This window comes from Nocardia transvalensis NBRC 15921 (assembly GCF_000308875.1).
In the GTDB taxonomy this organism is placed as follows: Bacteria; Actinomycetota; Actinomycetes; order Mycobacteriales; family Mycobacteriaceae; genus Nocardia; species Nocardia transvalensis.
In genome coordinates, this window is sequence record NZ_BAGL01000004.1 from 1 (window position 1) to 13,152 (window position 13,152).

At 67.4% G+C, this 13,152-nt stretch carries 11 protein-coding genes and 1 pseudogene; 7 read left to right on the forward strand and 5 right to left on the reverse strand.

Annotated elements, in window-relative coordinates:
• The 4 genes and pseudogenes from ON41_RS02370 to tgt all read left to right on the forward strand — a co-directional run.
• Nucleotides 1–248: pseudogene (locus ON41_RS02370) on the forward strand (RrF2 family transcriptional regulator); the annotation flags it as partial.
• Nucleotides 249–333: 85 nt separating this feature from the next.
• Entirely contained in the window at nucleotides 334–2,067 is a 1,734-nt protein-coding gene (locus tag ON41_RS02375; protein ID WP_040744731.1) for an ABC transporter ATP-binding protein, read from the forward strand.
• Nucleotides 2,068–2,149: 82 nt separating this feature from the next.
• Nucleotides 2,150–4,084, forward strand: a complete 1,935-nt coding sequence (locus ON41_RS02380; RefSeq protein WP_040744732.1) for an ABC transporter ATP-binding protein — start codon at nucleotides 2,150–2,152, stop codon at nucleotides 4,082–4,084.
• Nucleotides 4,085–4,296: 212 nt separating this feature from the next.
• Complete coding sequence (gene tgt / locus ON41_RS02385; protein ID WP_040744733.1) at nucleotides 4,297–5,541, forward strand: tRNA guanosine(34) transglycosylase Tgt; 1,245 nt, start codon at nucleotides 4,297–4,299, stop codon at nucleotides 5,539–5,541.
• A gap of 58 nt (nucleotides 5,542–5,599) precedes the next feature.
• Here the strand turns inward: tgt and ON41_RS02390 are convergent, their stop codons facing one another.
• A complete protein-coding gene (locus ON41_RS02390; RefSeq protein WP_085995595.1) occupies nucleotides 5,600–6,373 on the reverse strand; it encodes a queuosine precursor transporter in 774 nt (257 codons plus the stop codon).
• 49 nt (nucleotides 6,374–6,422) lie between these two features.
• On the opposite strand from ON41_RS02390, the gene ON41_RS02395 reads away from it, so the two are divergent.
• On the forward strand, nucleotides 6,423–6,977 hold the full coding sequence (locus tag ON41_RS02395; protein WP_040744735.1) for a DUF4190 domain-containing protein: 555 nt from the start codon (nucleotides 6,423–6,425) through the stop codon (nucleotides 6,975–6,977).
• 63 nt (nucleotides 6,978–7,040) lie between these two features.
• Here the strand turns inward: ON41_RS02395 and ON41_RS02400 are convergent, their stop codons facing one another.
• From ON41_RS02400 to ON41_RS02410, 3 genes are read right to left on the reverse strand one after another with little or no spacing between them, the layout of a single operon-like run.
• Nucleotides 7,041–7,793 (reverse strand): RDD family protein, encoded by a 753-nt coding sequence (locus ON41_RS02400; RefSeq protein ID WP_040744736.1) that lies wholly within the window; start codon nucleotides 7,791–7,793, stop codon nucleotides 7,041–7,043.
• Nucleotides 7,794–7,837: 44 nt separating this feature from the next.
• On the reverse strand, nucleotides 7,838–8,776 hold the full coding sequence (gene gluQRS / locus ON41_RS02405) for a tRNA glutamyl-Q(34) synthetase GluQRS (RefSeq protein WP_040744737.1): 939 nt from the start codon (nucleotides 8,774–8,776) through the stop codon (nucleotides 7,838–7,840).
• Between the two features lie 35 nt (nucleotides 8,777–8,811).
• Nucleotides 8,812–9,282 (reverse strand): DUF309 domain-containing protein, encoded by a 471-nt coding sequence (locus ON41_RS02410; protein ID WP_040744738.1) that lies wholly within the window; start codon nucleotides 9,280–9,282, stop codon nucleotides 8,812–8,814.
• Nucleotides 9,283–9,680: 398 nt separating this feature from the next.
• On the opposite strand from ON41_RS02410, the gene ON41_RS02415 reads away from it, so the two are divergent.
• Complete coding sequence (locus ON41_RS02415) at nucleotides 9,681–9,893, forward strand: DUF397 domain-containing protein (RefSeq protein ID WP_040744739.1); 213 nt, start codon at nucleotides 9,681–9,683, stop codon at nucleotides 9,891–9,893.
• Between the two features lie 51 nt (nucleotides 9,894–9,944).
• Here the strand turns inward: ON41_RS02415 and qcrB are convergent, their stop codons facing one another.
• The gene (gene qcrB, locus ON41_RS02420; RefSeq protein WP_040744740.1) at nucleotides 9,945–11,567 is read right to left on the reverse strand and encodes a cytochrome bc1 complex cytochrome b subunit; all 1,623 of its coding nucleotides are present in this window, start codon (nucleotides 11,565–11,567) and stop codon (nucleotides 9,945–9,947) included.
• A gap of 102 nt (nucleotides 11,568–11,669) precedes the next feature.
• Here qcrB and ON41_RS39945 point away from each other — a divergent pair, with 102 nt between their 5' ends.
• On the forward strand, nucleotides 11,670–13,124 hold the full coding sequence (locus tag ON41_RS39945; RefSeq protein WP_157185332.1) for a WS/DGAT domain-containing protein: 1,455 nt from the start codon (nucleotides 11,670–11,672) through the stop codon (nucleotides 13,122–13,124).
• Nucleotides 13,125–13,152: the final 28 nt, after the last annotated feature.

Genomic DNA, 13,152 nt, shown 5'->3' on the forward strand with positions numbered 1-13,152 from the left:
CCGACGTGATCCGCGCGGTGGAGGGCCCGCTCGCCTCGGTGCGCGGGCAGCGGCCGGAGGACGTGAGTTACGGCGGCGCGGCGCATTCGCTGCAACCGGTGTGGATCGCGTTGCGGGTCAACATCCGCGCGGTCCTCGAGCGGGTGTCGATCGCGCAGATCGCGGCGGACGAACTGCCGTCCTTCGTCGGCGAGCTGACCAGCGATCCCGGGGCCTGGGCGCGGCGTCCCGGACCGGCCGCGAGCTGACCGGCCGACGGGCGAATTCCGGGCCTTCGTGTCGCGGGAAAACGCCGGGGCACCTGTCGGTTCGACGCGGTAGCCTGCACCCATCATGTTGATCAGACTGTTACGCGGCTTCATGAGCCCCTACCGCACCCAGCTGGCAGGGGTCGTCGCGCTGCAACTCGTCTCGGTCATCGCCATGCTCTACCTGCCCAGCCTGAACGCCGACATCATCGACAACGGCGTCACCAAGGGCGATATCGGCTACATCTGGAATACCGGCCTGTGGATGCTGCTCGTCACCGGCGTGCAGATCGTGGCCTCGGCGTGTTCGGTGTACCTCGGCGCGCAGGCGGCCATGGGCGCGGGCCGGGATATGCGCGCGGCCCTGCTGCACCGGGTCGGCACCTTCTCCGCGCGCGAGGTGGGCATGTTCGGCGCGCCGTCGCTGATCACCCGCAACACCAACGATGTCCAGCAGGTCCAGCTGCTCGTGGTGATGAGCGCGACCATCCTGGTCATGGCGCCGATCATGTGCGTCGGCGGCATCATCATGGCGTTGAAGCAGGACCTCGGCCTGTCCTGGCTGCTGCTGATCGCGGTGCCGGCGCTGGCGCTGACCATGGCGGTCATCATCTCCCGCATGGTGCCCGGCTTCCGGCGCATGCAGGTCCGCATCGACGCGGTCAATCGCGTGCTGCGCGAACAGATCACCGGCATCCGGGTGGTGCGGGCCTTCGTGCGCGAGCGGCAGGAGACCTGGCGTTTCGGCGTCGCCAACAACGAGCTGACCGAGGCGTCGCTGTACGTCGGCCGGCTGACGGCGCTGATGTTCCCCGCGGTCATGCTGATCAGCAACCTCACCACGGTGGCGGTGATCTGGTTCGGCGGCCACGCCATCGACGCGGGTGAGATGCAGATCGGTTCGCTGACCGCGATGCTGGCCTACATCATGCAGATCCTGATGGCGGTCATGATGGCGTCGTTCCTGGCCATGATGGCGCCGCGCGCGGCGGTCTCGGCAGAGCGCATCGCCGAGGTGCTGGAGACCGAGTCGTCGGTGCGCCCGCCCCCGCTGCCGCAGCCGTTCGCCTCCGATCCGGGATCGGTGGACCTGCGGTTCGCCGAATTCAAGTTCCCGGGCGCGGAGGAGCCGGTGCTGCGCGCCATTCATTTCCAGGTGGAGCCGGGGAAGACCACCGCGATCGTCGGGTCCACCGGCGCCGGAAAGACCACGCTGCTCAACCTGATTCCGCGGCTGATCGATGTCACCGACGGCGCGGTCTACGTGGGCGGCACCGATGTGCGGCACATCGATCTCGACCTGCTGCGCTCCCAGATCGGCCTGGTGCCGCAGAAGGCGTATCTGTTCTCCGGCACCGTCGCCTCCAATCTGCGCTACGGCGATCCGGAGGCCACCGACGAGCAGCTCTGGCACGCCCTCGAGGTCGCGCAGGCCGCCGACTTCGTCCGCGATATGCCGCAGGGCCTGGAAACGCCTGTCGCCCAGGGCGGTACGACCGTCTCCGGCGGCCAGCGGCAACGGCTGGCGATCGCCCGTGCGGTCTTGAAGAAACCGAAGATCTACCTGTTCGACGACTGCTTCTCCGCACTCGACGTCGCCACCGACGCCCGCGTGCGCGAGGCGCTGCGGCCCGAGACCGCCGAATCCGCGGTCATCACCGTGGCCCAACGAATCTCGACCGTGCGCGACGCCGACCAGATCGTGGTGCTGGAGGACGGCGCGATGGCCGGCATCGGCACCCACGAGCAATTGCTGCGCGACTGCGCGGAATACCGCGAGATCGTGGAGTCGCAGCTGAGTGCGGAGGAGGCGCGGTGAGACACACTTGCGAAGCCGCTTGCCGCGCCGACCGGGTGCGGGTGTCCCGCATGACACGGCTGGAGGCGCGGTGAGGCCCGGCATGCCCAATCCGGGCGCACCCGATACTCGGGCCAAATCGTTCGGCCCGTCGCTGAAGCGCCTGCTGCGCAGGCTCGCTCCCGAGCGGATCTACCTGATCGCGATCCTCGTGCTCGCGGTCACCGCGGTGGTGCTCAACACCCTCGGCCCGCAGCTACTGGGCAAGGCCACCAACCTGATCTTCGACGGCGTCATCGGCAAACAGCTTCCGGCGGGAGTGACCAAGGACCAGGCGATCGAGGGCCTGCGCGCCCAGGGCCAGGACCGGCTCGCCGACATGCTCGTCGGCATGCACGTAACCCCCGGCGCCGGAGTCGATTTCGGCGCGGTGGGCCGGGTGGTGCTGGTGGTGCTGGCGCTCTATCTGGCGGCCGCCGTCTTCACCTGGCTGCAAGCATTCCTGCTGAACCTGGTCATCAACCGCACGGTCAAGCGGCTGCGCAGCGAGATCGAGGACAAGATCCACCGGCTGCCGCTGAGCTACTTCGACTCCACCCCGCGCGGCGACCTGCTCTCCCGGGTCACCAACGATGTCGACAACATCGCGCAGAGCCTGAACCAGACCATGAGCCAGCTGCTCATCTCGGTGCTGTCGGTATTCGGCATCCTGATCATGATGTTCTGGATCTCGCCGCTCTTGGCGCTGATCGCACTGCTCACGGTGCCCGCGGCGGTGATCGTCACCGCGCAGATCGCCAAGCGCTCCAAACCGCACTTCGTCGACCAGTGGAAGTACACCGGCCTGGTGAACGCGCAGGTCGAAGAGGCCTACACCGGCCACGAGGTGGTCACCGCCTTCGGCCGCGTGCGCGAGGTCGGCCGCGAGTTCGACGAGCGCAACGACAAGCTCTACGAGTCCAGCTTCCGGGCGCAGTTCATCTCGGGCCTGATCATGCCGGTCATCATGTTCATCGGAAACCTGAACTACGTGCTGATCGCCGTGGTCGGCGGGCTGCGGGTGGCGTCGGGCAGCCTGTCGCTGGGCGAGGTGCAGGCGTTCATCCAGTACTCGCGGCAGTTCAGCCAGCCGCTGACGCAGATCGGCTCGATGATCAACCTGCTGCAGTCGGGCGTGGCGTCGGCCGAGCGGATCTTCCAGATCCTGGACGCCGAGGAGCAGGTGCCGGATCCCGAGGAGGAGGATTCGCGCACGATCGACCGCGGCCGGGTGGAGTTCGACACGGTGTCGTTCCGCTACGAGCCCGACAAGCCGGTGATCGAGGAGCTGTCGCTGGTCGCCGAGCCGGGCCACGTCGTGGCCATCGTCGGCCCTACCGGCGCGGGCAAGACCACGCTGGTGAATCTGCTGGAGCGGTTCTACGAGCTGGACTCCGGCGCGATCACCATCGACGGCGTCGACATCACCCGCATCTCCCGCGACCGGCTGCGCTCCCGCATCGGCATGGTTTTGCAGGACACCTGGCTGTTCGGCGGCACCATCCGCGAGAACATCGCCTACGGCAATACGACCGCGAGCGAGGAGGACATCGTCGCGGCCGCGCGGGACGCCTACGTCGACCGGTTCGTGCACTCCCTGCCCGACGGCTACGACACGGTGATCGACGAGGAGGGCTCGGGAGTCAGCGCCGGCGAGAAACAGCTCATCACGATCGCCCGCGCCTTCCTGGCCAAGCCGACCATCCTGATCCTCGACGAGGCCACCAGTTCCGTCGACACCCGCACGGAACTGCTGGTCCAGCAGGCCATGACGGCCCTCCGCCGCGACCGCACCAGCTTCGTCATCGCCCACCGCCTCTCGACCATCCGAGACGCCGACACGATCGTGGTCATGGAGGCCGGCCACATAGTCGAACACGGCACCCACGACGAGTTGCTCGCCCGGCGCGGGGCGTACTTCAAGCTCTACAACGCCCAATTCGCCGGTGCGGCTGTAGATCAGGACCTGGTGGACGAAGAACCGGTCGACGCGGTGTAGGAGATCCCGGCCAAAAGCATGCCGGGAAATGAGGGTTGGCGTTGCGCCGGGTTGGCTTTCCCTGCTTGCGCTCCCTCCCTTCCCGGCGTGCCGCTCTCCCTTCCCGGCGTGCCTCCCTCCCTTCCCGGCGTGCCGCTCTCCCTTCCCGGCGTGCCTCCCTCCATTTCCCGGCGTGCTTTTGGCCGGGAACACGCGACTGGCAGTATTGCCCCGTGCCTGATCCCGCGTCCTTCTCCTTCACCGTCGGTACCCGCCTCGAGGGACGGCACGGCCGATCGGGCGTGATCACCACCCCGCACGGCGCCATCGCGACTCCCGCGTTCATCCCGGTGGGCACGAAGGCCACGGTCAAGGCCGTGCTGCCGGAGACCATGGCCGAACTGGGGGCGCAGGCGCTGCTGGCGAATGCCTACCACCTGTACCTCCAGCCCGGATCGGACATCGTGGACGAGGCTGGCGGCCTGGGCGCGTTCATGAACTGGCCGGGGCCGACGTTCACCGATTCGGGCGGGTTCCAGGTGATGTCGCTGGGCGTCGGATTCAAGAAGGTGCTGGCCATGGAGTCGGTCGGCGTGCAGAACGACGACGTCATCGCCAAGGGGAAGGAGCGGCTGGCGGTCGTGGACGACGACGGCGTCACCTTCCGTTCCCATCTGGACGGCTCCAAGCACCGGTTCACCCCCGAGGTGTCGATGGGCATCCAGCACCGGCTCGGCGCCGACATCATGTTCGCCTTCGATGAGCTGACCACATTGATGAATACCCGTGGCTATCAAGAGAAGTCGCTACAGCGCACGCACGAGTGGGCGCAGCGCTGCATCGATGAGCACGAGCGGCTCACCGCCGCCCGCGCCCACCGTCCCTACCAGGCGCTGTTCGCGGTGATCCAGGGCGCGCAGTACGAGGACCTGCGCCGCAAGGCGTGTAGCGATCTGGACGCGATGCGCGGCGCGGGCGGCACCGGCTTCGACGGCTACGGCATCGGCGGCGCGCTGGAGAAGCACAACCTGGGCACCATCGTCGGCTGGTGTTCCGACGAGCTGTCCGAGGACAAGCCGCGCCACCTGCTGGGGATCAGCGAGCCCGAGGACCTGTTCGTGGCTGTGGAGAACGGCGCGGACACCTTCGACTGCGTCAACCCGTCGCGCGTCGCCCGCAATGCCGCCGTCTACCTGGACGCCGGCCGGTTCAACATCAACACCAGCCGCTTCCGCCGCGACTTCACCCCCATCGACGAGACGTGCGACTGCTACACCTGCGCGCACTACACCCGCGCCTACCTCCACCACCTGTTCAAGGCGAAGGAGATGCTGGCGGCCACCCTGTGCACGATCCACAACGAACGCTTCACCGTCCGCCTGGTGGACCGCATCCGCGCCAGCATCGACGGCGGCTACTTCGACGACTTCAAAACAGAGGCCCTGGGCCGCTGGCAGGGCCGCGTCAGCAATCCGTAGCCCCCGCCAGCGCGCCGCCACCTCCATTTTCCGGCACGCTTTCGGCCGGAATCCACCATCAACTCCGAATCGCAGGCCGATCCAAGGGCTTATAGGTGGGCTCGTTCTTCTTCAGGAAGGCGATGCAGCGGTAGCTGATCGGCAGGATGAACACCTCGACCATCGTCTTCCACACGAAGCCGACGATCACGTAGTTGATGAACGCGCCCCAGGAGTCGATCCCGATGGCGGTCGCGGCGATCGAGCAGAACACCAGCGTGTCGCCGAACTCACCCGCGACGGTGGAGCCGAGCAGCCGGGCCCACAGATGCTTCTCCTTGGTGCGCTCCTTGATCAGCATCAGTGTCATGGAGTTGAGGAACTGACCCACGACGTACCCGGCGAGTCCGGCCGCGACCAGTTGCGGGGTCGTGCCGACCACCGTGCGGAAGGCGTCCTGATTCTCGTAGAAGCCGGCCGCGGGCAGCCCGATGGCGATCCAGAAGCACAGGACCATCAGGATCAGCATGGCGAATCCGTAGTAGATGGTGCGGCGCGCGGCGCGGAAGCCGTACACCTCGCTCAGGATGTCGCCGATGACGTAGGCGAGGGGGAACAGGAAGAAGGCCGCGTCGGTGGTGATCGGCAGGATCTCGATCGGCCCGAGAGACACGTGCTTGTCCGCGAAGAACTGCACGCCCTTGGTGGCACAGATGTTGGAAATCATCAGGGTTGCCGTGAACAGCGTCACGATCAACGTGAACGGACCCCCCGCGGCCTGCGCGAATGCTGCGTGCTCGGCCGCGGGGCGTCCAGACCCGTCGATTTCCGGTTTTTGACTGGTATCGCTCACGAAGAGACGACGATACCGGCCGAAGGTTGCTGTGGAATAGGCTGTGGCAATGACGAATCCCGGCGATTCCGACGAGTGGTGGAAGCAATACGGTGGCGAGGGTGTGTCGTCAGAGTCGGGGGGCCACGCTTCGGTGCCGCCGCCTCCGTCCGCGCAGCCGCCGGTGACTCCGCCCCCGCAGCAGCAGACGCCTCCGCAGCAGCAGTCGTATCCGAGCTATCCGCAGCAGCCGGCGCAGCCCTACGCGCAGCCGGGCCAGCAGCCCTACGGCCAGCCCGGCGCCCAGCCGTACGGTCAGCCGCAGCCGTACGGCCAGCCGGGATACGGCTATCCGGCGGGCGGCGCCTACCAGCCCTACGGCTACCCGCAGCAGGCCCAGGGCACCAACGGCCTGGCGATCGGCTCCCTGATCGCGTCGGTCCTCGGGCTGTGCACCTGCATCGGCGCGATCGTCGGGATCGTGCTGGGCATCATCTCGCTGAACCAGATCAAGGAGCGCGGCGGTGACGGCCGCGGCCTGGCGCTGGCCGGCATCTGGGTCGGCGTCGCGGCCATCGTGTTGCAGATCATCTACGTGGTGGTCAGCATCGTCGCGTCGAGCTGACCTCGCGGGCACACACAAGGGGCGCACCCGGAAACCGGGTGCGCCCCTTCGTTCGTGCGCGTGTCAGCCCTTGAGGACCTGCGTACCGCCCGCGAACTTGTCGTGCCAGCCCTGCTTGTTCGGGTCCTGGGAGATCGTCACAGCGATGTAGATGATCAGGCCGAGCTCGATCAGCGACCCCAGGCACGGGATGATCCCGGCGAGGTACCACGCGTTGCGCTTGAAGGAGGCGGCCGCGTCCACGTTGCCGCCGCCGGGCGCGACCACCCGCAGGCCGAGGATCTTCTTGCCGAGCGTGGCGCCCTGCGAGGACTCCAGCGCGACGTAGTAGCCGACGTACACCAGCGCGGCGACGATGCCCTCGAGGATCTGCACGCCGAGGCTGTTGCCGATGAAGAAGAAGATGATCGCGATCGGAATGCCGATGATCAGACCGTCGATCACACGGGCGCCCAGCCGGATGCCCAGGTCACCGGGAACCGCGCCCGGCGGAACGCCCGGAGCGCCGTACGGCTGCTGGCCGTAGGGCTGCCCGTACGGCTGGCCCGGGGGCTGCTGCCCGTACGGCTGCTGGCCGTAGGGCTGCTGCGGCTGCTGCGGGTACGGCTCCTGCTGTCCGTACGGCTGCTGACCGCCCTGCGGGTACTGCTGCCCGTACGGCTGCTGCGGGGGCTGCTGCCCGTACTGCGGCTGTCCGCCCTGCGGGTACTGCTGGCCGCCTTGGGGATACTGCTGTCCACCGCCCTGGGGATACGGCTGGCCATACGGCTGTCCGCCCTGCGGAAACTGGTTGGGGTCGTACCCACCGCTTGTCATCAAATGTCCTCGTGAATGGTTGTGGCTTCGGGCTTCTGCGTAGGTTACGGATTCCGGCTGGATTTCACCATGTTCTGTGGATCGAGTCGCCAGGCCTCGCGCGGCAGCGTATCCGGTCGAAAGTCTTTCAGCAGTTCGGTCGGGGTGGATCCGGTGTAGCCGAGCGAATCCGCGAGCAGCGCGAACACGTGCCGCGGCGTCTCGCCCAGCGCCGCGCGATCGGCCAGGGTGACCGCGCCGTCACGTTTGGCCAGCCGCTTACCGTCGCGGTTGAGTACCAGCGGAACGTGAGCATACTGCGGAACCGTGTATCCGAGCAGCGCGGCGAGGTAGGCCTGTCGCGGCGTGGAGGCGAGCAGGTCGTCGCCGCGCACCACCTGATCGATGCCCTGTTCGGCGTCGTCGACCACGACGGCGAGGTTGTAGGCGGGGGTGCCGTCGCCGCGCCGCAGGACGAAATCGTCCACCACTCCCCGGTAAGTCCCGTGGATTTCGTCGACGATCTCGAATTCGGTTGTCCGCGAAAGCAACCGCAGTGCCGCGGGCCGGCCCTCGGCGCGGCGTTCGGCGCGTTCGGCGTCGGTGAGGTCGCGGCAGGTGCCCGGATAGGCGCCCATCGGCCCGTGCGGCGCCGTCGCGGCCTGCTGGATTTCCCTACGCGTGCAGAAACATTCGTAGGTCGCTCCGGCCGCGACCAGGGTCTCGATCGCGGCGCGGTGGCGGTCCTGCCGCTCCGACTGCCGCACGATCGGCGGATCCCAGTCCAGGCCGAGGGCGGCCAGATCCGCGATCTGGCGTTCCTCCGCGCCGGGACGCACCCGGTCGAGATCCTCGACGCGGAGATAGTAGGCACGCCCGGTCGACCGCGCGAACAGCCACGCCAGCAGCGCGGTGCGCAGATTGCCCACGTGCAGGTCGCCCGACGGGCTGGGCGCGAACCGCCCGGCGCCGGGCCGCGTGGGCGCCTGCTCACCGATGGACATGCCGGTCCATCGTAGGGAGTGCGCGCATGCCGTGTTCAGGCGCGTAGACGGGGACGCAGGCGGTCCTCGCCGATCGCGCGCCCGGCGGCCAGATCCGCCAGCAGGTCCTCGGCATGGGCGATCAGTCCCGGGCCGTCGATGCGGTAGGGAGCCGGCCCGTAGGCGTCGAGGCGGCCCGCCGCGCGCTCGAGAAGGGTGCGGGCGCCCTTGGGATTGCCGCGCTGGATGTGGGTGAGGCCGACGGCGAGCTGGGCCAGACCCTGCCACAGCATCCTCTCCGCGAACGGCCCGTTCTTCCAGGCGGCCTCCAGGACCTCGTGGGCGTTGAAGGCCAATCCGTCGTCGAGCAGGCGCTGCGCGAAGTCGAGGGTCTCCTCGGGCCCGAGGTCCAGATCGTCCGGTATGCGCTCGACGCCGACGCTACCGGGCGGCAACGGGCGCCCGAACCGGTCCCGGGGACGGGCATTTCGGGCATGTCCGGCATCGTCTCGATCGCGTTCGACCACGACTCCATGATCCACGGTTTTGCGGCCGCGACGATTTCCGGGGTCCGGCGCGGTTGTACGAGCGTACGAGAATTCTTGTACGGAGCACATTTGTGAATCTTCATTCTGGTACATCCAGCAATTATTCCGCTATCAAATACCCGGACATTCTTCATCGGAATACGCACGATTGAAAACGAAAAGAAACCAGCGCCACATTGTGTGGTGCTGCTACCGTGCACCTCGGGGGCATAACCCCTGCATCGTGCCGGTCTCCCGTACGCGCGATGAACGCAATACACGCAATGTTGCGCGCTGTCACCAGGCGCATCGCGGGATTCCTGGATAGGGCGGGAATCTCGGTCTCGAAGAGAAATGCCAGGTTTATCTCGTTCTCGACGCAGCAGAGGAGCAGTGCCGTGAAGGTTGATTCGACCGGTGCCGTGTGGCGCAAAAGCACATACAGCGGCCCCGACGGAAACTGCGTGGAGGTCGCTTTTCTAGTGGACGGCAATGTCGCAGTTCGCGATACCAAGGACGGTGGCCGCGGACCGGAGCTGGCATTCGCGCCGGGCGCGTGGGACGCCTTCGTCGTGCGGGTCGGCGAGGGTGGATTCGAGCGGTCGCGCTAGGCGTCGAACCGGCTGACCAGGCCCCGGGCAGCGGCTCGGGGCCTTCGCAGGTCAGTCCTCGCCGTCCTGATAGCGGCGCAGGATCGCCAGCTGCTCGCGTTCCTGGTCGTGCTCGTCGGCGCGCAGCCGGTCGTTCTCGGCCGGCGGGTCGGCGCGGAAGAAACTACCGGTGCCCGGTTTGCCGGACAGGCCGAGACGGTTCATCTTCTTGGGGACCGGCGCGCCCTGATAGGGCAGCGGAATCGGATGCCCGTGGTCGTCGACCGGGCCCAGCGGCTGATGCAGTTCGATGTACTCGCCGTGCGGCAGGCGCCGGACGACGCCGGTCTCGATGCCGTGTTCCAGCACCGCGCGGTCGCTGCGCTGCAGGGCCAGGCACAGCCGGTAGGCGGCGAAGTAGGCCAGCGGCGGCGCGAGCAGCAGCGCGATCCGGAAGAACCACGTCGTCGCGTTGAGCGAGATGTCGAACCTGAAGGCGATGATGTCGTTGACGCAGGCCAGGGTCAGCGTGACGTAGAAGGTCAGCGACATGGCGCCGATCGCCGTGCGGACCGGCACGTCGCGGGGCCGCTGCAACAGGTTGTGGTGCGCGTAGTCCTTGGTGAGACGCTTCTCGATCCACGGGTAACCGATCAGGGCGACGAAGATCAGCGGCATCACGATCGCCACCGAGAAGGCGCCCGGCACGGTGTGCCCGAAGATGTACAGCTCCCAGGCCGGGAACAGGCGCAGGAAGCCGTCGGTCCACATCAGGTAGAAGTCCGGCTGCGTGCCCGCCGAGACCTGAGAAGGGTTGTAGGGACCCAGATTCCAGATCGGGTTGATCTGCAGGACGCCGCCCATGATCGCGACCACGCCCAGGGTGAACATGAAGAACGCGCCCTGGTCCAGCGAGAACACCGGCACGATCCGGGTGCCGATCACGTTCTTCTCCGTGCGCGCCGGGCCGGGGTACTGGGTGTGCTTCTGATACCAGACCAGCGCGATGTGGGCGGCGATGAGCGCCAGCATGATGCCGGGGAACAGCAGCACGTGCGCGATGTACAGGCGCGGGATGATGATGTCGCCGGGGAAGTCGCCGCCGAAAACCAGCCAGTGCAACCAGGTTCCGATCACCGGGGTGCTCGTGATGATGCCCGAGAACGCGGCGCGCAGGCCGGTGCCCGACAGCAGATCGTCGGGCAGCGAGTAGCCGAAGAAACCCTCGAACATGGCGATGATCAGCAGAATCGATCCGAGCACCCAGTTGGCCTCGCGCGGTTTGCGGAACGCGCCGGTGAAGAAGATGCGGCACAGGTGCACGATCATCGACGCGGCGAAAAGCAGTGCGGCCCAATGGTGTACCTGCCGGACGAACAGGCCGCCGCGGACGTCGAAGGTGATCTGCAGCGCCGATTCGTAGGCGCGCGACATGGTCACCCCGCGCAGCGGCTGATATGTGCCGTTGTAGACGACCTCCGTCATCGACGGATCGAAGAACAGGGTGAGGTACACGCCGGACAACAGCAGGATGATGAAGCTGTACAGCGCGATCTCGCCCAGCAGGAACGACCAGTGCGTCGGAAAGACCTTGTTGATGGATCGCTTGACGAACGCGGCCGCTCGGTATCGCTCGTCGAAGGAATCGGCCTGTGCGGCGATCCGCCGCTCGAGGGCGCCTTCTCGTACTGCCATGGCAGTCACCCCACCCAGGGAGAGAACGGTTCGATCTTCTACTACAGAGCGTAGCACTGGCGGCCGGCCGGATCGATGGGTTCGGCGGATATCGTCGGCGGGATGGACGCGCTGACACCCCAGGACGCCACCAGGTACTGGCTGTCGCACCGGACCCGCAACGATCTCTTCCTGCTCTATTGCTTCACCGATGCGGGCCGTTCCCTCGCCGACCTGCGCGCGGTCGTCGCGGAGCGGAGTGCGCGGATTCCGGATCTGACCGTGCGGGTGCGGGAACGGCGGTTCGCCTACCCGGTGTGGGTGTGGGGGTCCGCCGGTGATCGGGTTGTCGACCATACGGTTTCAGGGAGCACGTGGGAGGAGGTGGTGGCGGCGCTGGGCGGTCTTCTCGGGGGAGGCGTCCGTGCGGACGAATGTCCGTGGCGGGTGCATCTGTTTCGTGGCGTCACCGGCGCGCCCGGGGGTGAGGATCCTGCGCTGGTGGTGGTGCTTCAGGTGTCGCACGCGCTGGCCGACGGGCAGCGGGCGGCGGGTATTGCGCGGGCGTTGTTCAGCGAGAGTGACTCCTCGTGGCCTGTGGACAACGGGCGGGGCGCGGGTGCGCCGCGTCGGCTGGCGGGCCTCTACAGCGGGTCGGCGGACCGTGGCGAGAGTTGTGGAGGCTGGGTGTTTCCCGGGGCCGAACGAGTAGCGGGTCTGGTAGTTCAAGCGAGAGTTGTTGGGGAAGAGCTATTTTCGATCATGTCATTCCCGGTTAGGTTGGTGCGTACCGTGGTTCGCGGGCTTGCGGCCGCACGGGCTCGGCGGGCACTCGCGGAGCTGACCGAGCGGAGTGCGGTGCCGCCGCCCGCCGCGAGCCTCCCGGCCACGATGCTGAACCGGTCGCCGGAGCCCACCTCGCATATTGTGCGCATGCTGGTCCGGGATGACTTGCGCGTTCCGGGCTACACCGTGACCGTGGTGGCGCTGACCGCGATCGGCGCCGCACTGGATCGGTACCTCGCTCAGCGTGGCGAACCGGCAGAACTGTCCGCGCAGGTGTCCATGGCTGTTCCGGCGCGAAACAAACACTCTCGCAACAACTATCGCGATCTCGCCGTCGAACTGCACGGCGCGGAGCGGGATCCGCGGCGACGGGCCGAACGCATAGCCGCGGATCTGGAGTCGCGGCGTGTCCGGTCCGGACATCCGCTGACGGCGGTGGGGGGCCGCGTCACCGATGTGCTCCCCGCTCCGGTGCTGCGCCGCGATATCGCCACCTATCCGATCGACCAGGTCCCCGACACCCTCACCGGCCACACCGTGGTCTCGAGCGTGAACCGCGGCCCGGCGGACCTGACCTTCGGCAGCGCCCCCGTCCGCTTCACCGCCGGATTCCCCGCCCTCGGCACCGTCATGCACCTGACACACGGCATACACGGCCTCGGCAGCACGATCACCGTCTCGATCCACGCGGACCCCGAGGTGATCCCCGACATCGACGTATACGCCGCCCTCCTGAACACCACCCTGACCGAAACGGTCGACGCGCTGAGCCGCGTCCCCGCAGACGAGTGAGGTCCCGCGGACGTGGGATGAGCGACCA